Here is a 19,077-nt window from a genome sequence, read left to right on the forward strand (position 1 = left end):
ATGCTGGTGTGTGTCATGCGACTTCCTGACGAAGGAGGATAGATGTTTCGTATTCGAATTGCATCATGGCAGCAACTGCTGACCTCGCGCTGGCTGGCCCTGGTGATTTTGGCTTGCGGCTTGCAGCTGACTGTTTTGCTGTGGATGAATGCTCGCGAGCATGCGGAAGCCTTGCAGGCGGTTAAGTTCCGGCAGGCGGTGTTGTCAGCGACCGAGGCTGTCCAGCACCGTATGGACGCTTACCGCGAGGTGTTGACCGGGGTTGAGCATCTTTATCTTTCTTCGCAGTTTGTTTCTTCCAAAGAATTCCGCGAGTATGTCAATGATTACACGCAAAGTGAACAGTACGGCAGCTTAAATGCAATAGGCTTTATCAAGTACATCCACCTCAATTATCCAGAGACGTTTAAAGACCTGGAAACGCCAGTGAAAAGCCTGCTCGCCAGGCTTGAGTTTGTGCAGGGCGATGATGAGCTGGCGCCGGTGCTGTATATTGAGCCGCGGAATGACCAGAATCAGGAAATTTTGCTTAAGAATACTTTTCTGGATGCGCGGCTGCGTGCTGATTTGCTGCAAGCCAGCGAAACCCAGCAAATCGTGATGTCGGGCCAGTCTACGGGTAGTCCGCAGATGGGGCATCCGTATTTCTTGCATGCGCCGGTGTACCACGGGCGGCCGGATGAGATTTCTGAGACGGATCGCCGTCGCATGTTGAACGGCTGGGTGTTTTTGCGCTTTGATGTCCATGCCTTTTTGGCTGAGGCCTTGCAGGTGGTCGAGCTGCGGCAAGTGCATTTTGATGTGTTTGATTTGAATGGCAAAGAGGGGCAGACACCGCTTTACCATAGCCCGAGCGGGGAGGAGGCGCATCCCCATGAGCGTGCCGCCCGCTTTAGCGCCGCACAAACCATGAATATGCATGGCCATTTGTGGAGTATGCGCGCGCGGTCTACTCCGGCCTTTGAGGCGGTCACTGATTTGCGCGAGGCCAATCAGGTCGCCGTGATGGGCGTGCTGACCAGCGTGTTGCTGGCGGGGCTCGCCTATTTATCCATGGTGCGCAGCCGTGCACGTGAAACCGTTGAAAAATATAGCCAGGCCTTGACCAGTAGTGAGCAGCGCTGGAAGTTTGCCATGGAAAGCACCGGCGATGGTGTCTGGGACTGGAATGTGACCGAGTCGCGCGTGGTGTTTTCTGATCACTGGAAAAGAATGTTTGGTTTTGCGCCGCATGAACTGGCGCATAACCCGGCCACCTGGCAACAGCGGATTCATCCGGAAGATATCGAGTCAGTACAAGCCTTGCAGCAGCAGGTGCTGGATGGCGAACGTGAGCAGTATGCGATTGAATACCGCATGCTCTGCAAGGATGGCAGTTGGAAGTGGGTGTTTGACCGGGGCATGGTATTGATGCGTGACGAGGCGGGCAAGCCGACACGGATTCTGGGCACGCTGGCCGATATCTCCAAGATCAAGCAATCAGAAGAGGTGGTCTGGCAGTTTGCCAATGTGGATACGCTGACTGGCTTGCCTAATCGGCGCATGTTTTTCGAGCGCCTGGAGCAGGCGCTGTTAACGATTAAAAGCAGCAGCCAGAAGTTGGCCATTATCTTTCTCGATTTGGACCGGTTCAAAGAGGTCAATGATACACAGGGGCATGACCAGGGCGACCGTTTGCTGATGCAGGCGGGTAAACGCTTGTCGGCCTGCGTCGGCAACAAGGATCTGGTTGCTCGCCTGGGCGGCGATGAGTTTGTGCTCATGCTCGGCGATGCCACTGCGGGCTATGTTGAGGCCCTGGCACAGCGTGTATTGCAGACCTTGTCGCAACCGTTTCAGCTGGATGATACGCTGGCCTATGTGTCTTCCAGTCTGGGGATTGCCATTTTTCCGGATGATGCCAGTAATAAAGAGGATCTGATGAAGCGGGTGGATCAGGCCATGTATGCCTCCAAGCAAAAAGGCGGCAACTGCTTTACCTACTTTACGCCACGCATGCAGCAGCACGCTGAAAACCGCATGCGCTTGTCGCACGACTTGCGCCAGGCGATTACCAACCAGGAGTTTTTTCTTGAGTACCAGCCTGTGGTGAATTTGCAAACCAACCAGGTGGTCAAGGCGGAGGCGTTGTTGCGCTGGCAGCATCCTGTCAAGGGACTGATCCCACCCATGGACTTTATAGGCATCGCCGAAGATAACCTGCTGATTGCGCCGATTGGGGAATGGGTATTTAAAACCGCCATTGCGCAATGCAAATCCTGGCGACTGTCCTTGCATCCGCAGTTTCAGATGGCGATTAACAAGTCGCCTGTGCAATTTGCGCCGGATCATCGCAAGCAGGAGGACTGGTTGTCAGAGATGGGGCAGCACCCTGAATTCAATGGCATGGTGGTGATTGAGATTACCGAGCGCTTGCTGTTGGATGCCAGCACGCACGTCAGTGAGCGGTTGGCACAATACCGGCAAGCGGGGGTGCAAGTGGCTCTCGATGATTTTGGTACCGGCTATTCTGCGTTGTCCTACCTGAAAAAATTCTCGATTGATTACGTCAAGATTGACCGTTCATTTGTGCGTGAATTGGGGGTTTCCAGTCAAGATGGTGCCTTGTGCCAGGCCATTATCGTCATGGCCCACAGCCTGGGCATGCAGGTGATTGCCGAGGGCATCGAAAACCTGCGCCAGTTACGCATCTTGCAGGAGATGGGTTGTGATTTTGGCCAGGGCTATTATTTCTCACCGCCATTGCGCACTGAGGATTTTGTGGCCTGGTATCAGGCATGGCAACGCCAAACCGTCATTTCTACACGCCATCCATAGATTGGCGTCAGAGTTATTTGCTGTGCAACTGCAGCATGGCTTTTTCAAACTGGCCTTGCGCCAATAATTCGCTGATGCCACTGGCTTTAATCAGGCTGTCATCGATGGCTTGCTGCTCATCCTTGCTGGCGGCTTTTAATACAAAATTGACGACTTCTGCCTTGTTGCCAGGGTGGCCGATCCCCAGACGTAAACGCCAGTAATCCGGCGTGCCTAGCGCGGCATGAATATCGCGCAAGCCATTGTGACCGCCATGACCGCCGCCGAACTTGAGCTTGGCCTGGCCAGGCGGCAAATCCAGTTCGTCATGCACGATCAGAATTTCGGCCGGGGAAATCTTGTAGTAATGGGCGATGGCGGCGACAGCTTTGCCGCTGGCGTTCATAAACGTGGTTGGTTTCAGTAACCATTTGTCGCCATGCGGTTGCCATTTGCCGGCGATACCAAACAGTTTGGCCTCGGCCGTCAGGCGGCTACCGGATTGTTGTGCCAGCAGGTCTACAAACCAGAAGCCCGCATTGTGGCGGGTCATGGTGTATTTATCGCCAGGGTTACCAAGGCCTGCAATCAGTTTTATTCCACTCATATTCACACGCTAAGCAAATGTAGGAGGGTGCGATACGCACCAAAAAAAACGCGCACATAACTGTGCGCGTTCATTGTAGCGGATAACCGCCTGAGCCACTTAAGCAGCAGGGGTTTCTTCTGCTGCTTCGTCGCTACCACCACGTGGTTTGGCAATGGAAACCACAGCCGCGTCATCACCATGAGCCAGTTGTACAAACTCAATGCCTTTTGGCAGTTTGATTTCTGACAGGTGGATGGCGTGACCCGCTTCCAGGTTGCCCAGGTCCACTTCGATAAACTCTGGCAAATCTTTAGCCAGGCAGCTAACGTCAGCTTCAGTCTGGATGTGTGAAATGCTGCCGCCGCCTGTTTTAACGCCAGGAGCCACTTCTTCGTTCACAAAGTGGAATGGCACTTTCACGTGGATTTTCTCAGTCGCGGATACGCGCTGGAAATCGATGTGCTGAATGGTATTGCGTACTGGGTGCAGTTGGTAGTCACGCAACAAAACGCTTTCAGCTTTGCCATCCAGCACCAGGCTCAGGATGGAAGCGTGGAACGCTTCGTGACGGAATTGCATGAACAATTCTTTGTGGTCCAACTCGATAGACACAGCAGCTTGATCGCCACCATAAACAACACCAGGCACGTTGCCAGCGCGACGCAGGCGGCGGCTCGCACCCGTACCTTTAACGTCACGTTTGACGGCTTTAATTTCGATACTCATATGAGACTCCTAAAAACGCCCGAAGGCGGTACTGCACTAAAAACTGCAAGCCGCGACCAGCTTGCAGCACAAAAACTTAATTCATGCGTTCAGAATTGGTTGATGGAGGGTTAATCCATAAACAGGGAAGACACAGATTCTTCCTGGCTAATCCGTTTGATGGTTTCTGCCAGCAATGGCGCCGCACTCAGTTGGCGGATTTTGCTGCAGGCTTGCGCCTCTGCATTCAGCGCGATGGTGTTGGTAACGACCAGCTCATCCAGTGCTGAAGCAGAAATGCGCTGACCCGCGCCCCCGGACAAGACCGGGTGGGTGGCATAAGCCACCACCTTGGTCGCCCCGCGATCTTTCAAGGCAGCGGCAGCTTCACACAAGGTGTTGGCGGTGTCCACCATGTCGTCCATGATGACGCAGGTGCGGCCTTCAACCTCGCCGATAATGTTCATGACCTTGGCCACATTGGCCTTGGGGCGGCGTTTGTCGATAATTGCCAAATCCGCATTCAGCTGTTTGGCCGCCGCGCGCGCGCGCACCACACCGCCCACGTCTGGCGAGACCACGACCAGGTTTTCGTGATTCAGCGTGACCAGGTCATCGAGCAAAATCGGCGTAGCATAAATATTGTCGACCGGGATATCAAAGAAGCCCTGAATCTGATCAGAGTGCAAATCCATGGTCAGCAAACGGTTCACACCGACACTGGTCAGCATGTTGGCCACTACTTTGGCCGTAATGGCAACACGGGCAGAGCGTGGACGTCTGTCCTGGCGTGAATAACCCAAATAAGGAATGGCAGCGGTAATGCGGCCAGCGGATGAGCGGCGCAGTGCATCAACCATGACCATGACTTCCATCAGGCTGTCATTGGTCGGGTAGCTCGTCGATTGCAGCACAAACACATCGCGGCCACGCACGTTTTCCAGCAGTTCCAGCATGATTTCACCGTCAGAAAAACGGCCGACATCGGCACGCCCCAGTTCAATGCCCAAATGCTGAGCCACTTCTTGTGCCAGTACCGGATTGGCGTTGCCGGTAAATACCATCATGTTGGCGTTACTCAACGTTGTACCCTTTTTGCGATGACGATGTCTTGAAACCTGCGCCCATGCGCTTGGCTGGGCGCTATAAAAAATTTAAGCGTGTAAATCGTAAAATCTACACGCTTATGTTTGGCTGAGGAGGAAGGATTCGAACCTTCGCATGCCGGAATCAAAATCCGGTGCCTTAACCAGCTTGGCGACTCCCCAAAAAACTTGTCTTTAACACACTTGTTGTGTCGCTTGGTCACCGTCAGTGACCGAAGCAAAAAGCGGATGGTATTCTAACCCTTTTGCCCAAAAACCAGAAGTGTTTTCTGGTCTATTTGCAATTAACTGCTCCGCTTTTTCTGCACTATCCATGGCTACAAACACTGAAGCGCCGGAACCACTCATACGGGCATCGCCGTATTGTTTTAACCAGGCCAGCGTTTCGCCAACTTGAGGATAAAGCATACAAACAACCGCTTCCATATCGTTTCTGGCTTGCTGCCAGAACGCGCTGGAATTAGCGCCGTTTGAAAAGTCCGCTATTCTCAATGGTTTCGAGTCTCTTGTCAATGCTTGATGTGCAAAAATTTGTGCGGTGGGCACGGCCACCTGCGGCGTGAGTACCACGTAATATTGGTCGAGCAGCGGAGGCGGCAGTGAAACCGCAGATAATTGTTCGCCGATACCCTCGGCCCAGGCGGGCTGGCCAAAGATAAAGACGGGCACATCTGCACCCAGGCTAACGCCAATCTGCATCAACTGCTGCCGGGTGTAGCCCAACTGCCATTGCTGGTTGAGTGCCATGAGGACGGTGGCCGCATCCGAGCTGCCGCCGCCTAATCCACCGCCCATGGGCGTACGTTTATCACAGCCAATGTCGGCGCCCAGAGTGCAGCCGCTGACTTGCTGTAAATGGCGGGCAGCACGGATGCTAAGGTCTTGTTCGGCCGGGACGCCAGCCAGTGGATTCATGTGGAGAATTTGCCCGTCCTGACGTGGGCGGATGTGCAAGGTGTCGCCGTGGTCTAGCAGTAAAAACAGGCTTTGCAGGCTATGGTAGCCATTGCTGAGGCGACCAGTAATGTGCAAAAACAGGTTGATTTTGCAGGGGGCAGGGTAGCTCAAGGTATGCATGGCCGCTATTGTAAAGCATGCCCGCCTGCTTGGGAGGCTTATTCAAGGACCATGCGGCCTTGGCTGTCCTGCAGCGGGCGCTGGTTGGGCGCACCGATGGCTTGTTGCAGGCTGGCCAACTGGAACTTGGAAACCTTGAGCGCTTCTTTCATGATTACCCATTGCACCCCTTCGGTACAGGGCGGGGCTGTCAGCGAGCCACTGTAGCGGTAGTAGGCAGGCTTGACGGGCATCAGGTCGGCCGGTGTGACACGGATGGTCAGCGGTTTGCTTTGCTCTTTATCTTTGGGCAGGCTGCCTAACAGCTTCTCTATGCCAGCATGGGCGTTGCCTTCTTCTATCATGATGGCAATAATCACACGGTGTCCGGCTTTGTCTTCATGCACCATTTGCATCTCGGCGGCATAGGACTTCTGTTTGACCTGGTGTTCGCCGGGCATATGCACACTAATATATTTGAGCTGGTAGGGTTTCTGGTCTAGCACCATCATGTTGCCGCTGCCCGCATCCAATACCAGGCTGTGGTCCTTGAGTGCAATATTCTTGATCGGGAATTTTTGCAGTCGCTTGATCGGTTTGAGGGCGGCTGTGATCGTATTATCCACGTGGATAGGCGATTGCTGGCTACCTGCATTGCAGACGGCAAATTCAGGATTCAGACTGCCCCATTTGTCTGGACCGTGCTCACCACTGTAGGCCCAGGACTTATCATCCGCAGCACCGGTTTTGTTCTTGTCTTTAGGTTTCTGATGATCAGCTGCCGCTTCTGTTTTTTCAGGCTTGCCCGTTTTCGCCGCGTCTTCTTTGGACTTGGCAGTGGTTTCCTTGGATTTAGTCGCACTGGCTTCTGTAGCCGTTGCGTCTTTAGCTGGCTTGCCGTCAGCCTTCTTGTCAGCAGGTTTGGCAGGTGCTGCATCTGGTGCAGGGGCAGGCTCGGCCACGCTATCAGGTGCAGCGGGCTTGTCTTTGCTACTGGCGACGGCAGGCATGACCGGATTGGCGGCACGTTTGGCTGCAGCTTCAGCGCGTTGCTTCTCTTTGTTCTGCCACTTGCAGACGTACTGCTGCGTGATCTCTACCTCGGAATCCGGCAAGGGCTCAATAAAATCTGCCTGTTTTGCAGTAATGCCTGCAGAGTAGACCAACTCTTCCCCTTCGTACTGGAACACCTGGATGGTCGCTGCCTTGCGCTTGTCGCAATCAAAGTACCAGAGCGCTTTTGCATGGGTGTAAACGCGGTCTACAGACTCTATGTTTTTTTGAGGTTGGCGGTAATCGACCTTGATCCAGGCTTTGACATAGGGTTTTTCTTCGAGCAGGGACTGCTTGTCTATCATGAGTTGGCTATCGTCCGTTTTTTTGATCGACAGCCATTGTGCGGCCACGCTGTACCCAGGCAAATTCAGGCCCAGCCACAGGCAGGCCAGCAGCCAAATTCGAAACGAGAGAGGGGTAAACAGATTGCAGCGCATACTGGCATTATCGACGGCATGGCCTGAATCTTTAACGCGAAAGCTGTTAAGGGCGCTTGTCGGTTTGCCTATCAATCGCGGCGTGAATCCGCGCCGTCATTGCTGCGTGGCGTAGCTTACCAGTGTTGAATGACCAGCTTTAGCCGGACATCTTGCTGCTGCAAGCGTGTGATGTGCGGTAGGGATGACTGCACGCCTTGCAATTGAACCTCACGGTAATCGTCGTAATCGATTTGCCATTGGTCCTGCATGAGGCGGGCAGGCTCACCCTGCGCAAGATAGCTGGCCTGGAACGGACTATTGACGTGCGGAGCTCCCAAAATCCATTGGCTTAACCCGGTCAAAGGCAGGCGCCAGCCTAACAACTGCGCTGTCAGGCTGGAAACATCCGCCGCCTGATGCGTGTTGCCACTTTGGTCGGTGAGGGTGACGCTGTGCGCACTGCGCTCGATGAGGGCCACTTGCTGACCGAGCGGGCTAAAAATACGCAGGGTATCCAGTGCCGGGCTGTGTTGCCATTCCAGCCTGGCAGTGTAGCCCTTGCCCGCATATTGCACGGCCAGCTTCGCCTCCACGTCAAAGGATTGCACGGCTTGCAGTGTGGCAAACCTGTGCTGGGCCGCGGGCGGCACGCTGGTTTGAGTAGGGGCGATGGCCTGGCTGGCACAGCCGGCCAGCAGACTCAGTAATAACCAGATGGCAAAAGCTTGGGCCAGCCTCGCTAGCACAGGTGTAGACGGCATACAAACACTACAGGGCGGATTTCAGTTTTTGCGCGACTGCGACCAGAATCTCGTTGCCGGGGTTGGCCGACAAGGCCTGATCCAGAATGCGTTGTGCTTCTTCACGTTGGCCTTGTTTCCAAAGTACTTCGGCCAGGTGGGCCGCAATTTCAGGATCTTGCTGAATGGCATAGGCGCGGCGTAGCTCTTCGGTGGCACGCGACAAGTCGCCCAAACGGAAATAGACCCAGCCCAGACTGTCCATGATGTAATGATCCTCCGGGGAGAGCTTGGTGGCGGTTTCAATCAGGCTCTTCGCTTCAATCAGCTTGATATTGCGGTCTGCATAGGAATAGCCTAGCGCATTGTAGGCAGCGGCAAAGTCTGGTTTCATTTTAATGACCCGGGTTAGCGTGTCTTCCATGATGTCATATTTGCCTTTACGCTCGGCGCTCAGGGCGTAGTCATACTGTAACTCGGGGCTTTCCGGGAAGGTTTTGGCGGCTTTTTCAAGCAGGGTGTAGGCTTCATCGCCGCGTTTGGCCTGGCTCAGCATGAGTGCCTGGTTTTGAATCACCAGCGCCTGTTGCTCGGGCGTCAGGCCATCCACATTGTCCAGCATGGTAATCGCAGCATCGACACCGTCGCGGCGGGCAATAATGCCGGCGGCGGCCATGCGTGCAGCCAGGTATTGTTCGCCATCGGTGATTTTGTCAAACCATTGTAAAGCGCGTGCATCGTCTTTTTGCTCGATGGCTGAGCGGCCCAGGTTGAAGTAGACCTTGTTCGGCTCCTTGAAACCGACTTCGAGCGCGTGTTCCAGATAACGATCGGCGAAAGTGTATTCTTTGGCGTCCAGTGCCAGCAGGCCCACAATCACGTTCATGTCAGGATTGTTCTGGTGGCGTTCGAGCAGCTTGGTGAACTCTACCTTGGCTTCGGTGGTATTTTTTTGCAAGAGCAAGGCGCGCGCTAACGATAAGCGAATCTGATCTGACTCAGGATAGGTCTTTAAAAAGTCGCGGTAAAATGCCATGCCTTTCTGGACATCTTTTTCCATCAGCATTTGCCCGTAAATCTGCGCGGGCGGTTCCCAGCCTGGGCGCAGCTTGGACGCTTCTTTGAGCTCAGCTTTCATGAGGCTCTCGTCGTGCGCAAAGTAAGCGGCTTGCGAAATGGCAAAGTGGGCTTCAGCGAGCTTGGGATAAGGCTTGGCCAGCTGTTGTATGGTTTTGAGCACGCTGGTTTTGTCGGTGATACGCACCATCAGGCTGTTGAGTTCCATAAAGGCATTGGCGCGAATATTGTCATTGGCCAGCACTTTCTGGATCTGTGGAATCGCTTTTTCGAGGTTGCCATTGGCAATCAGCAACTGGCTGGCGGTTTGGGCTGCCGGGATAGAATCCGGGGCCAGCTCAGACCATAATTCGGCAGAGGGCAATGCCAACTGCGGTGTGCGGGCAATGGTCGCCGCCTGCGTGGCGCGCTCGGCGAGCAAAGGGTCACGCGTTTGCTTGGCCAAATCCAGAAACAGCTGCCCGGCCAACACAAATTCTCCACGCTGCGCGGCCACTTCACCGAGCAGGTATTTGTAGACAAACTCTGCAGTGGGGGTGGTAATGGTGGGGGTGCCGCTGGCAGACCAGGCCGGGCTGCTCATCAACGCCAGCCATAATGCCAGTGTCGGACGGCGTAATGACGGGGTTTTCAAGTTGAGGCGGCGGGTAAGAGGCATACTGGATTCCTGTTTAAAAAGAGGTTGCATGAATGATGTCGTCACTGGGGCAGAAGGGGCGCTTAATCCGTCTGGAATTTTAGTTTAGTCCGTGACAGTTGCTGCAAGTTCATCCATAATGTGCGATTTGTAACTAAATTGTAATCGGCGTTTAAACACAGGTGAAAGCGTCGTCTACAGCACTATAACTTTTTGGTGAAATATTTGTCTAGGGATTTGCGGTCTGGCGCTGTAAAGTCAGGCTTGAAAGCATCTTTCCCAGTCGCGAGGTATGTGAAGAAATCATGGCAAATTTGACAGTTGAAGCAATTGAATTGACCCGTTTGTATGGCGGACGTGCCGCCGTCAGTGATGTGACGTTCAGCCTGCAGCAAGGCCAGGTGCTGGGCTTTTTGGGGCCAAATGGCGCCGGCAAGTCCACCACGATGAAAATGTTGACGGGCAACCTCGCGCCGAGTGCAGGCAGCGTCAAAATCTGCGGCATCGACATGATAGAGCAGCCCAAAGAGGCAAAAGCCTTGATCGGATACCTGCCGGAAATGCGCCCTTTATATAAAGAGTTTACGGTAGACGAGTACCTGACCATTGCGGCCAGACTGCACAACGTCTCTGGCAAACACATTAAAAAAGCGGTGGAACATGCCAAAGAGCGTTGTGGCCTGACCCACATGAGCAAACGCTTGATCGAAAACCTGTCCAACGGCTATCAGCAACGCGTAGGCATTGCCCAGGCCATTATTCATAACCCCATGGTAGTGATTCTGGACGAGCCGACCGTGGGCCTGGATCCGATCCAGATTCGTGATATCCGCGCCTTGATCAAGGAAATCGGCCAGGCGCACAGCGTCATCGTCTCTACCCATATTTTGCCCGAAGTGGAAATGGTCTGTGACCACGTGCAAATTATTGACAAGGGCAAGCTGGTGTTTAATGGCGGCATTGATGTGCTCAAGCAGCAGCGTATTGGTAACAAATTGCTGGTTGGCCTGCGTAACCCGCCGCCAGTAGCACAATTGGCTGCAATTGCAGGCGTGGCCGAAGTTGAGCCTGCCGAGGGTATGTGGCGTATCCGTTTTCATGAAGGCAGCCAGCCGCACGAAGCGATTGTGCAGGCGGCTGTGCAGCAAGGCTGGGGCCTGTTCCACATTGCGCCCGATCAAACCAGCCTTGAGGATGTGTTTGTACAATTGACTTATCACGAGGCAGACGTTGCAAAAGCAGCTTAAGTCGATTTAGAGAGCATAAAGTATGTTGAATATTGCAAGAAAAGAACTCAAGAGTATGTTCGCCTCGCCCATGGGGTGGATTATTCTGGCCCTGCTGACGTTTTCGTTTGGCACCTACTACCTGAATGGCGTGAATAACTACTTTGAAGTCATGTCCGGCTCCATCCGTCCGGCTGAGCGGATTGGGGTCACACAGTTTGTTGGGCAAACTGTCTACGGCCTGGCCTCCTTCATTATGTTATTTGCCGTGCCTTTGCTTTCCATGCGCCTGATTTCAGAGGAGCGCCGCAGCCAGACACTGCCATTTTTGTTCAGCGCGCCGTTGTCCATCAGCGAAATTGTGATGGGCAAGTTTTTAGGCCTGGTGGTGTTCCTGAGCATTCTGGTGGTTTACATCGGCGTGATGCTGACAACCTTGAATATCTGGTCAGATATTGATTTTGGCTATATTTTTGCAAATTCGCTGGGGCTGTTGCTGCTGGTCTCCAGCTTTGCCGCGCTGGGCCTGTATTTCTCCAGCTTGACGGCACAGCCGATCATTGCCGGCATTTTGAGTTTTATTGCCTTGTTTGTGCTCATGATTCTGGACCGCTTTTTTGCCGGCGACCCGACCAGCACCATGCTCAAGTTTTCGTTGATGCGTCACTTTCAGTCATTTGCCGGTGGCTTGATTGATACGGCTGACCTGGCCTATTTTGGCTTGTTTATCCTTACCTTTATTACCCTGACGATTCGTCGTCTGGATGCAGATCGTTTGCGCGGCTAAGCCCGCGTTGTTGTCGAGTTTGAAAGCACTATGAAAATTAACAGTAAGTTTAGATGGCAGCTGCTGGCACAAAACTGGATGTTTGTGCTGGTGTTTCTGGCGCTGGTGGTGATGTTGGGCTACTTGTCCAGCCAATACCGCTGGGCCAAGGATATTACCCAGGCCAACCGCAACATCCTGACCCAGGGCAGTGTCAATGTGCTCAAGCAGATGGATGGCGACATCAATATCACCGTGTTTGCCACCAATGATGACGCCAATAACGGCGACACTTTCCGTAAAGGCATGCTGGATTTTGTTGCACGCTACCAGCGCGAAAAGAAAAATGTATTCATCAAGTTTATCAACCCGTCTGAAGAGCCCAAGATGGCGCAGGAGGCCGGGGTAAAAGTTGACGGTGAAACCATCGTTGAATACAACAAGCGCAGTGAACATATCACGCCACCGTTTGCCGAGCAGGAAATGACCAATTTGCTGGTGCGCCTGTCGCGTACCAACAACCAGCCGGTCATGTATCTGGATGGCCATGGTGAGCGTCTGCTGCAAGGCGTCAAGAATCATGACCTGGGAGAGTTTGGCAAGCAACTGGAAAGCAAGGGCTTCAAGTTTGCCAACCCGGATCTGACTATTGCACAGGACGTGCCCGCCAATGGCGCCATGCTGGTGATTGCCGCACCGCAAGTGGATATCTCTGCGGTAGAGGCCAAAAAAATCAAGGCGTATATTGAGGCAGGCGGTAACGTGTTGTGGCTGCTGGATGACGATAATCTGCATGGCTTGCAAGAAGTGGCTGACTATCTGGGCATCAAAGTGTCTGCGGGTATTGTGGTTGACCGCGCTGCCGAGCAGTATGGTGCCGATCCGAAAATGGCGTTTGCCAGCCTGTATGGCGATCATCCGATCACCCGCAACTTTATGCTGCGCACCGTGTTCCCGGAAGCGCATGAAGTCGATGGCCAGGCCTCGGATGATCTGGGCTGGAAAGTCGGGCGCCTGATTGATGTGGCGCCGAATGGCTGGCTGGAGTCAGACAAGATTCCTGCCGGAGCACAGAACCTCAAGGTCCGCTTTGATCAAGGCAAGGATAAAGCCGGTCCTATCAATGTGGGCGTGGCGTTAGAGCGCCAATATGGCAAAAAAGGCCAGCGCGTCGTGGTGATAGGCAATGCCAACTTCCTGGCCAATACCTTTATCACCAACGGCGGCAACCTTGATTTGGGCATCAATATCATCAACTGGCTGGCAGGCGATGACCGTTTGATCACCATTCAGCCGATGCCGCTCAAGGATATCAACGTCACGATTCCCGCCACTGATCAGGGACGGCTGGTGGCCTGGAGCGTCTTTCATGCCTTCCAGTATTTCATTCCGGTCGGGTTGTTTGTGGCAGGTTTGTTCTTGTGGTGGAGACGCCGCAAGGCTTAATGCCTGGTGAGCTGAGGGTGGAGTAGGTAAGTCATGAAAAAAAGATGGTTATTGAATCTGTTGTTACTGGCAGTGGTGGTGGGCATTGCGGTGTTTTTGCATTTGCAACCGCAAGCGCAGGCGCCCGCGGCCAAGTTTGAAGTCTCCACGCTCAAGATGGCAGACTTTGATGCCGTCAAAGCCGAATTTCCGGCCAAAGCGCCCACGGTCTTTGAAAAGCAGAATGGCTACTGGATGATGCGTAAACCCTATGCGGCGCGTGCCGACCAGGCCTCGGTTCAGCGCATCATTTCGATTATCGCCGCTACCACGGCCACCAGGTTGCCACTACAGGATGCGTCTAAATATGGTCTGGATCAGCCCGTGCTGAAGCTGACGCTGTCCGGCGCCAAAGGCGACCAGGTTTTTAGTTTTGGCACCTATAATCCGGTAACCGAGGAGCAGTATGTGGGCTATGCCGGACAGGTGTATTTACTGGCTGGTCAGTATAGCGAGGCCGCGTCTACCCAACCGATTGAGATGGTCGATAAAATGCCTTTGGCACCCGCTGAGCGCAAACAGTTGGCTGGCTTTGACCTGGCGCATCTGGAGCAGTGGGAAGCAAATGCCTTGAAAGTGCAACTGGCGACTGACGGCAAGTGGGCGGTGAATGACCCCAAGGCCAAACCCACGCAAAATGAGTTGAATGAGTGGATGGATTTTAGCTGGGTGCAGGCGCAGGCGGTCTCGGTCGAGTTTTACACCCCAGACCGCAAGCAAACTTATCCTTCTTTTGAGGTGTTGCTGCGGGATGGCAAGAAAATCCACTTTGAAAAATTGCAGGAATCCCCTGAGTACCAACTGGCACGTCCGGATGAAGGCATTATTTATCACTTTAGTAACGACACGGGCTTTACCATGGTGAACCCGCCCATCAATCTCCAGAAATAGCATGCCTGAATTACCTGAGGTTGAGGTCACGCGCCGCGGCTTGTTGCCGGTGGAGGGCGCGTTGATTGAACAGGTCACCATACGCCATCACGGCCTGCGCTGGCCGATTCCTGCCGACTTGCCGCAGCACCTGCAAGGGCAGCGCTTGCTCAAGCTGACGCGCCGGGCAAAATATATTCTGGCCGAGATCGGCACCGATGCGACCGCGGGCGTGTTGTTATTACACTTGGGCATGTCTGGCCGCCTGTGCCTGCTAGAGCGCGATTTCCCCGCAGAAAAACATGATCACTTTGATATCCGTTTTGCCGATGGCCGGGTGATCCGTTTGCGTGATCCGCGCCGCTTTGGTGCCGTGTTGTGGTTGGGGCAGGATCCGCTGCAACATGCGCTGCTGAACCGTCTTGGACCGGAGCCGCTTGAGGCTGGATTTAACGCCCAATATCTCTACAAGCAATTACGCACGCGCAATGCGCCGATCAAGACCACTATCATGGATGGACATCTGGTGGTGGGGGTCGGCAATATTTATGCGAGTGAATCACTCTTCCGTGCACGAATTCATCCCGAAACGCCCGCCAAGGCCTTGACCGAGGCGCAGTGTGCCTTGCTGGTACAAGAAATCAAGGCGACGTTGCAGTCGGCACTCGCGGCGGGGGGCAGTAGTTTGCGCGATTTTTTTGGCGCAGACGGCAATCCAGGCTATTTCCAGCAAACCTATACGGTCTATGGACGCACCGGAGAGCCCTGCCGTATATGCGCCCGCCCGATTCAGAATATCCGCCTTGGGCAACGTTCAACGTTCTATTGTGCGCATTGTCAGCCCAGACCAGCGGAGCTGGGCTTGATAAAGCCTTGATCAAGCAGCCTTAGGCTTCATCCGTATCTGGCCGGATGCAGTTGCGCCCGGCGCGTTTGGCGGCATACAAATGATGGTCAGCCCGTTCAACTACTTGTCCCAGCGTTTCATCATTGTGCATCTCGGCCAGGCCGGCACTCACCGTAATTTGCACCACCTGGTTGCTAAAGTGAAACTGCAATCCGGCCACCGCGGAACGGATCAACTCGGTGATGTCGCGCGCATGCTGCATATTGCATCCCGACAGCAACAGTAAAAATTCCTCGCCGCCCCAACGGCACACCACATCCTCTTCGCGCACATGCGATTTGATCAGTTGTGCCACGCGAGACAGCACACGGTCACCTGCTTCGTGGCCATAGGTGTCATTCACCTGCTTGAACAGGTCAATATCAATCAGAACCAGCGACAAGGCTTCATCGCGGCGCTTGCGGCGGGCCACGGCCTGCTTGAAGTAAAACTCAAATACCTGGCGACTGGTGACCCCGGTCAGTTTATCCTGCGTGGCCATGGTCTCCAGTTTGTCGTGGTAACCGCGTACTGCGACATGGGCGAGGAACAACACAATGGCACTAATCACCAGTGCCACGGCCAGGTTAATCATAAACGCGGTTTCAATACGCTCGGAACTTGGGTCGTTCACTTGCTCCACAATCAGATACCAGTCAAACTCCGGCACCAGACGGCTATTCAGATAAAGCATGCTGCCATTGTTGGCTTTGAATGAGAATGATGCGCTGGGCGAGGTCAGCACTTTCAAAAACGCTTTGTCCAGGCCAGACTTGTTTTGCAAGTGTAACTCGGAGTGGTAATGGCTGCTTTGCAGCATTACCTCGCCCTGGCGATTGACGAAATAAATTTCGCGCCCATAGCGTTTCTGGTAGTTTTCTATCAGTTCGACCACCGTCTGCAACGACAGGCCGACACCGATCACACCAATAAATTTGCCGGATTTATCTTCGATACGGTAATTGACGAAAATGCTGAGGCGTTTGTGATCAGCGGTATCGCGGTCAATATTGATGACATAAGGATGCGGTGAATCTTTGGCCGTGAAATACCAGCTGTCGTCCGGATTACTTCGTGAAACCCGCTTGATCACGCCGGTGGGGTGGTAGTAGTTCAGCGAACTCTCAGAGACAAAGAATGCCGTGATGGTGTTATATTTTTTCTGGATTTGTGCCAGGTAACTGGTCATTTTGCTGGCATCCTGCTCACCATCATTGACCCAGTCAAACACAAATACGTCATTCGCCATCAGCGAAGAGATCAGCAAGGGTTGCAGCAGGTCGCGCTGGATTTCAGAGTAGATATTGTCGCTGGTCAGCGGCAGCATTTCCTGCTCCAAGCGTTCAGTCAGCGAGTCCTTGGCCACGAAATAGCCGATCAGGCTGGTCGCCACAAACCCCGCCAGCACGATCGCGCTGAGAATAACGGTATAGAAACGCTTGTTTACGACCATAACGACCAATGACCTGAAGATGCTTGAACAGCCAAAGGCTGAGTTAACTGTGGATTATCACAAAATCCCCGTTCTACTGTTCGGCTGAATAGTCCGCTTTTTAATGCCGTATTCATACAATTGGCATGAATGATTCACCATGGTGCCTGGCGAGGCTAGTGCGGATGGGATCTGGCAGCATGTTCATGTAAGTAGCCAGCGGCAGGGGCAGGCGTGCCGCCCAGTTTTTGTGGCAACAGGGAGCCGATGACCATGGCGACGGTACTGACCATGAGACCGATCAATTGTGCCGGAATCAGGCTGTCCTTGACCATCACCTCTATCAGGATCCAGCTGGTAATGCCTAGTAAAATGGCAGCCAGCGCCCCCTGGCTGGTGGCACGCTTCCAAAACGCACCAAACAGCAGCGGCACAAAGGCCCCGGCCAGCGTCACCTTGTAGGCGCTTTCTACCATGCCAAAAATAGATAGCTCAGAGTTAAGGGCATAAAACAGCACCATGGCCGCAAAGCCGACCAGGCACAAGCGCATCACGCGCAAGAAGTGATGATCGCTCATCTGTGGCATAAAGCCCTTGACCACGTTTTCGGCAAAGCTGACTGAGGGGGCGAGCAAGGTGGCAGAAGAGCAGCTCATGATGGCAGACAGCACTGCCCCAAAGAAGATGGCCTGCGCCAGCAGGGGGGTATGCGTTAACACCAGTGTCGGCAGCACGCGTTGCGAGTCAGTGGCGACCAAGGTGCCAAAAGTCGCCGGGTCTATCAGTGTTGCGGCATAGGCAATAAACATGGGCACAAAGGTGAAGCAGAAATAAATGCTGGCACCCAGTAGCGAGCCCCACAAGGCGATTTTTCCGGTTTTTGCCGAGGTGATGCGTTGAAACACATCTTGTTGCGGGATAGAGCCCAGCATCATGGTCAGCCAGCCCCCCATAAAGGTCAGCCATACGCTCCAGTCTGTGCTTTGCGGGAAAAAATGCAACTTGCCCGCGTCACGCGCATGGGCAATGACTGGCGCAATGCCGCCGGTCTGGCCGGAAACCAGATAAGCGATAAACAGCAGGCCGCCAATGACCACGATCATCTGCACAAAATCAAGGATAGCCACAGACAACATCCCGCCCAGCGTGGTGTAGGTGAGGACAATGGCCGTCCCCAGCATCATGCCTGCCTGCTCTGAAATGGCGCCATGACTGATCAGGTTAAAGATCAGGCCCAGGGCTTTGATCTGTGCCGCTACCCAGCCCATGTAGGAGACGACGATGGCCAGGGTGGTCAGCACCTCTACGCTACGGTTGTAGCGCATGCGGTAAAAGTCGCCCAAGGTCAGAATGTTGAGTTTATACAGGCGGCTGGAGAAAAAAATCCCGGCCAGAATCAGGCACATGCTGGAGCCAAACGGGTCTGCGGCCACCCCGGTCAAGCCCTCACGCACAAAGGTGGCGGACACGCCAAAGACCGCTTCTGCGCCAAACCAGGTGGCAAATACGGTGGCGGTCACCACCGGCAAGGGCAGGTGGCGGCCAGCGACTGCATAATCCTTGGTGCTATGTACATTCCTGGCAGCGAACAGGCCTATCCCGATAGAGACAAGTAAGTACGCCACCACAAACCAGATCAGCACAGTCCGTTTCCCTTGAGTCAGTTGCAAAACGCCGATTTTAAAACAAAACCTGGCCTACACAGGGGTTCTCAATCTGGCTGTAGTAAAAAAGGCCTGAAAATCAGGCCTTTTTTACAAATCTGCACGTTTGGTTGCCACTATTCCACCCGTTTCCAGGTTTGCGAACGGCCAATCAGTGAAATCCCGATAAAGCCACGCACCTCCAGTTCGTTGCCATTAGGGCTCAATGTCATTTTACATTGGTAGGTTTTGCCGTTTTCCGGGTCCAGAATCTCGCCATTTTCATACACTTGGGGCTTGCTACCGGCTTTGAGGTGTTTGGCGATGGTCATGCCTATGATTTTTTGCCCTCTACGCTCGTCGGTACATTTGTCACACACCGCATCGCCGGTGTCTGTGGCTAGCAAGCCTTTTTCGACAACGGCATGGTATTCCCCGCCGGATTCGGCAATGCGAACCAGTGAGCGAGGTTTGCCGGTTTTATCGTCCGTCGTTTGCCATAGACCGCTCAAGTCGGCTGCCTGCAAGGCCATGGGTAACATCATCAATACTGCAACAAGTAGCTTCTTGGGGGATGCCATCATGTAC

Annotated in this window: 16 protein-coding genes and 1 tRNA gene; 6 read left to right on the forward strand and 11 right to left on the reverse strand. The window is 53.8% G+C overall.

The annotated features are described in order from the left end of the window. Positions 1-42 precede the first annotated feature (42 nt). Positions 43-2,817 (forward strand): bifunctional diguanylate cyclase/phosphodiesterase, encoded by a 2,775-nt coding sequence (locus ACT53G_RS09665; RefSeq protein ID WP_476169283.1) that lies wholly within the window; start codon positions 43-45, stop codon positions 2,815-2,817. A gap of 13 nt (positions 2,818-2,830) precedes the next feature. On the opposite strand, the gene pth is transcribed toward ACT53G_RS09665, so the two are convergent. The 8 genes from pth to ACT53G_RS09705 form a co-directional block, all read right to left on the reverse strand. Next, on the reverse strand, positions 2,831-3,403 hold the full coding sequence (pth, locus tag ACT53G_RS09670) for an aminoacyl-tRNA hydrolase (protein WP_338654989.1): 573 nt from the start codon (positions 3,401-3,403) through the stop codon (positions 2,831-2,833). Between the two features lie 99 nt (positions 3,404-3,502). After that, the gene (locus ACT53G_RS09675) at positions 3,503-4,111 is read right to left on the reverse strand and encodes a 50S ribosomal protein L25/general stress protein Ctc (protein ID WP_194748393.1); all 609 of its coding nucleotides are present in this window, start codon (positions 4,109-4,111) and stop codon (positions 3,503-3,505) included. 110 nt (positions 4,112-4,221) lie between these two features. Continuing rightward, a complete protein-coding gene (locus ACT53G_RS09680) occupies positions 4,222-5,157 on the reverse strand; it encodes a ribose-phosphate pyrophosphokinase (protein WP_194748486.1) in 936 nt (311 codons plus the stop codon). Positions 5,158-5,281: 124 nt separating this feature from the next. Beyond that, positions 5,282-5,358: transfer RNA gene (locus ACT53G_RS09685), tRNA-Gln, on the reverse strand. Positions 5,359-5,370: 12 nt separating this feature from the next. Further along, a complete protein-coding gene (gene ispE / locus ACT53G_RS09690) occupies positions 5,371-6,273 on the reverse strand; it encodes a 4-(cytidine 5'-diphospho)-2-C-methyl-D-erythritol kinase (RefSeq protein ID WP_476169284.1) in 903 nt (300 codons plus the stop codon). A 38-nt stretch (positions 6,274-6,311) separates the two neighbouring features. Then, the gene (locus ACT53G_RS09695) at positions 6,312-7,745 is read right to left on the reverse strand and encodes a carbonic anhydrase (RefSeq protein WP_476169285.1); all 1,434 of its coding nucleotides are present in this window, start codon (positions 7,743-7,745) and stop codon (positions 6,312-6,314) included. A 116-nt stretch (positions 7,746-7,861) separates the two neighbouring features. Continuing rightward, positions 7,862-8,488: a lipoprotein insertase outer membrane protein LolB gene (lolB, locus tag ACT53G_RS09700; protein WP_476169286.1), complete on the reverse strand. Its 627-nt coding sequence runs from the start codon at positions 8,486-8,488 to the stop codon at positions 7,862-7,864. 7 nt (positions 8,489-8,495) lie between these two features. Further along, positions 8,496-10,202: a tetratricopeptide repeat protein gene (locus tag ACT53G_RS09705; RefSeq protein WP_476154026.1), complete on the reverse strand. Its 1,707-nt coding sequence runs from the start codon at positions 10,200-10,202 to the stop codon at positions 8,496-8,498. A 284-nt stretch (positions 10,203-10,486) separates the two neighbouring features. On the opposite strand from ACT53G_RS09705, the gene ACT53G_RS09710 reads away from it, so the two are divergent. Genes ACT53G_RS09710 through mutM form a run of 5 tightly spaced genes read left to right on the forward strand, consistent with a single transcriptional unit; the run spans position 10,487 to position 15,405 of the window. After that, on the forward strand, positions 10,487-11,428 hold the full coding sequence (locus tag ACT53G_RS09710) for an ABC transporter ATP-binding protein (protein ID WP_313986673.1): 942 nt from the start codon (positions 10,487-10,489) through the stop codon (positions 11,426-11,428). Positions 11,429-11,450: 22 nt separating this feature from the next. Beyond that, complete coding sequence (locus ACT53G_RS09715) at positions 11,451-12,194, forward strand: ABC transporter permease (protein ID WP_194748387.1); 744 nt, start codon at positions 11,451-11,453, stop codon at positions 12,192-12,194. A 30-nt stretch (positions 12,195-12,224) separates the two neighbouring features. After that, on the forward strand, positions 12,225-13,619 hold the full coding sequence (locus ACT53G_RS09720) for a GldG family protein (protein ID WP_194748386.1): 1,395 nt from the start codon (positions 12,225-12,227) through the stop codon (positions 13,617-13,619). 33 nt (positions 13,620-13,652) lie between these two features. Then, positions 13,653-14,549, forward strand: a complete 897-nt coding sequence (locus ACT53G_RS09725; RefSeq protein ID WP_194748385.1) for a DUF4340 domain-containing protein — start codon at positions 13,653-13,655, stop codon at positions 14,547-14,549. Position 14,550: 1 nt separating this feature from the next. Beyond that, entirely contained in the window at positions 14,551-15,405 is an 855-nt protein-coding gene (gene mutM, locus ACT53G_RS09730; protein WP_338654977.1) for a bifunctional DNA-formamidopyrimidine glycosylase/DNA-(apurinic or apyrimidinic site) lyase, read from the forward strand. Between the two features lie 10 nt (positions 15,406-15,415). Here mutM and ACT53G_RS09735 read toward each other — a convergent pair whose 3' ends face one another. From ACT53G_RS09735 to ACT53G_RS09745, 3 genes are all read right to left on the reverse strand, one after another. After that, on the reverse strand, positions 15,416-16,867 hold the full coding sequence (locus ACT53G_RS09735) for a sensor domain-containing diguanylate cyclase (protein ID WP_476169287.1): 1,452 nt from the start codon (positions 16,865-16,867) through the stop codon (positions 15,416-15,418). Positions 16,868-17,022: 155 nt separating this feature from the next. Continuing rightward, positions 17,023-18,489 carry a high affinity choline transporter 1 gene (locus ACT53G_RS09740; protein ID WP_194748382.1) on the reverse strand — a complete coding sequence of 489 codons (1,467 nt, stop codon included), beginning with the start codon at positions 18,487-18,489 and terminating at the stop codon, positions 17,023-17,025. 137 nt (positions 18,490-18,626) lie between these two features. Further along, positions 18,627-19,073: a DUF2147 domain-containing protein gene (locus tag ACT53G_RS09745; protein ID WP_476169288.1), complete on the reverse strand. Its 447-nt coding sequence runs from the start codon at positions 19,071-19,073 to the stop codon at positions 18,627-18,629. Positions 19,074-19,077 lie beyond the last annotated feature (4 nt).

Source organism: Methylophilus sp. DMC18 (assembly GCF_056314005.1).

Excerpts from the sequence above, each read along its gene's own strand:
- ACT53G_RS09665 (WP_476169283.1), top strand. The coding sequence starts at position 43 with ATGTTTCGTATTCGAATTGCATCATGGCAGCAACTGCTGACCTCGCGC.
- pth (WP_338654989.1), bottom strand. The coding sequence starts at position 3,403 with ATGAGTGGAATAAAACTGATTGCAGGCCTTGGTAACCCTGGCGATAAA.
- ACT53G_RS09675 (WP_194748393.1), bottom strand. The coding sequence starts at position 4,111 with ATGAGTATCGAAATTAAAGCCGTCAAACGTGACGTTAAAGGTACGGGT.
- ACT53G_RS09680 (WP_194748486.1), bottom strand. The coding sequence starts at position 5,157 with ATGATGGTATTTACCGGCAACGCCAATCCGGTACTGGCACAAGAAGTG.
- ispE (WP_476169284.1), bottom strand. The coding sequence starts at position 6,273 with ATGCATACCTTGAGCTACCCTGCCCCCTGCAAAATCAACCTGTTTTTG.
- ACT53G_RS09695 (WP_476169285.1), bottom strand. The coding sequence starts at position 7,745 with ATGCGCTGCAATCTGTTTACCCCTCTCTCGTTTCGAATTTGGCTGCTG.
- lolB (WP_476169286.1), bottom strand. The coding sequence starts at position 8,488 with ATGCCGTCTACACCTGTGCTAGCGAGGCTGGCCCAAGCTTTTGCCATC.
- ACT53G_RS09705 (WP_476154026.1), bottom strand. The coding sequence starts at position 10,202 with ATGCCTCTTACCCGCCGCCTCAACTTGAAAACCCCGTCATTACGCCGT.
- ACT53G_RS09710 (WP_313986673.1), top strand. The coding sequence starts at position 10,487 with ATGGCAAATTTGACAGTTGAAGCAATTGAATTGACCCGTTTGTATGGC.
- ACT53G_RS09715 (WP_194748387.1), top strand. The coding sequence starts at position 11,451 with ATGTTGAATATTGCAAGAAAAGAACTCAAGAGTATGTTCGCCTCGCCC.
- ACT53G_RS09720 (WP_194748386.1), top strand. The coding sequence starts at position 12,225 with ATGAAAATTAACAGTAAGTTTAGATGGCAGCTGCTGGCACAAAACTGG.
- ACT53G_RS09725 (WP_194748385.1), top strand. The coding sequence starts at position 13,653 with ATGAAAAAAAGATGGTTATTGAATCTGTTGTTACTGGCAGTGGTGGTG.
- mutM (WP_338654977.1), top strand. The coding sequence starts at position 14,551 with ATGCCTGAATTACCTGAGGTTGAGGTCACGCGCCGCGGCTTGTTGCCG.
- ACT53G_RS09735 (WP_476169287.1), bottom strand. The coding sequence starts at position 16,867 with ATGGTCGTAAACAAGCGTTTCTATACCGTTATTCTCAGCGCGATCGTG.
- ACT53G_RS09745 (WP_476169288.1), bottom strand. The coding sequence starts at position 19,073 with ATGATGGCATCCCCCAAGAAGCTACTTGTTGCAGTATTGATGATGTTA.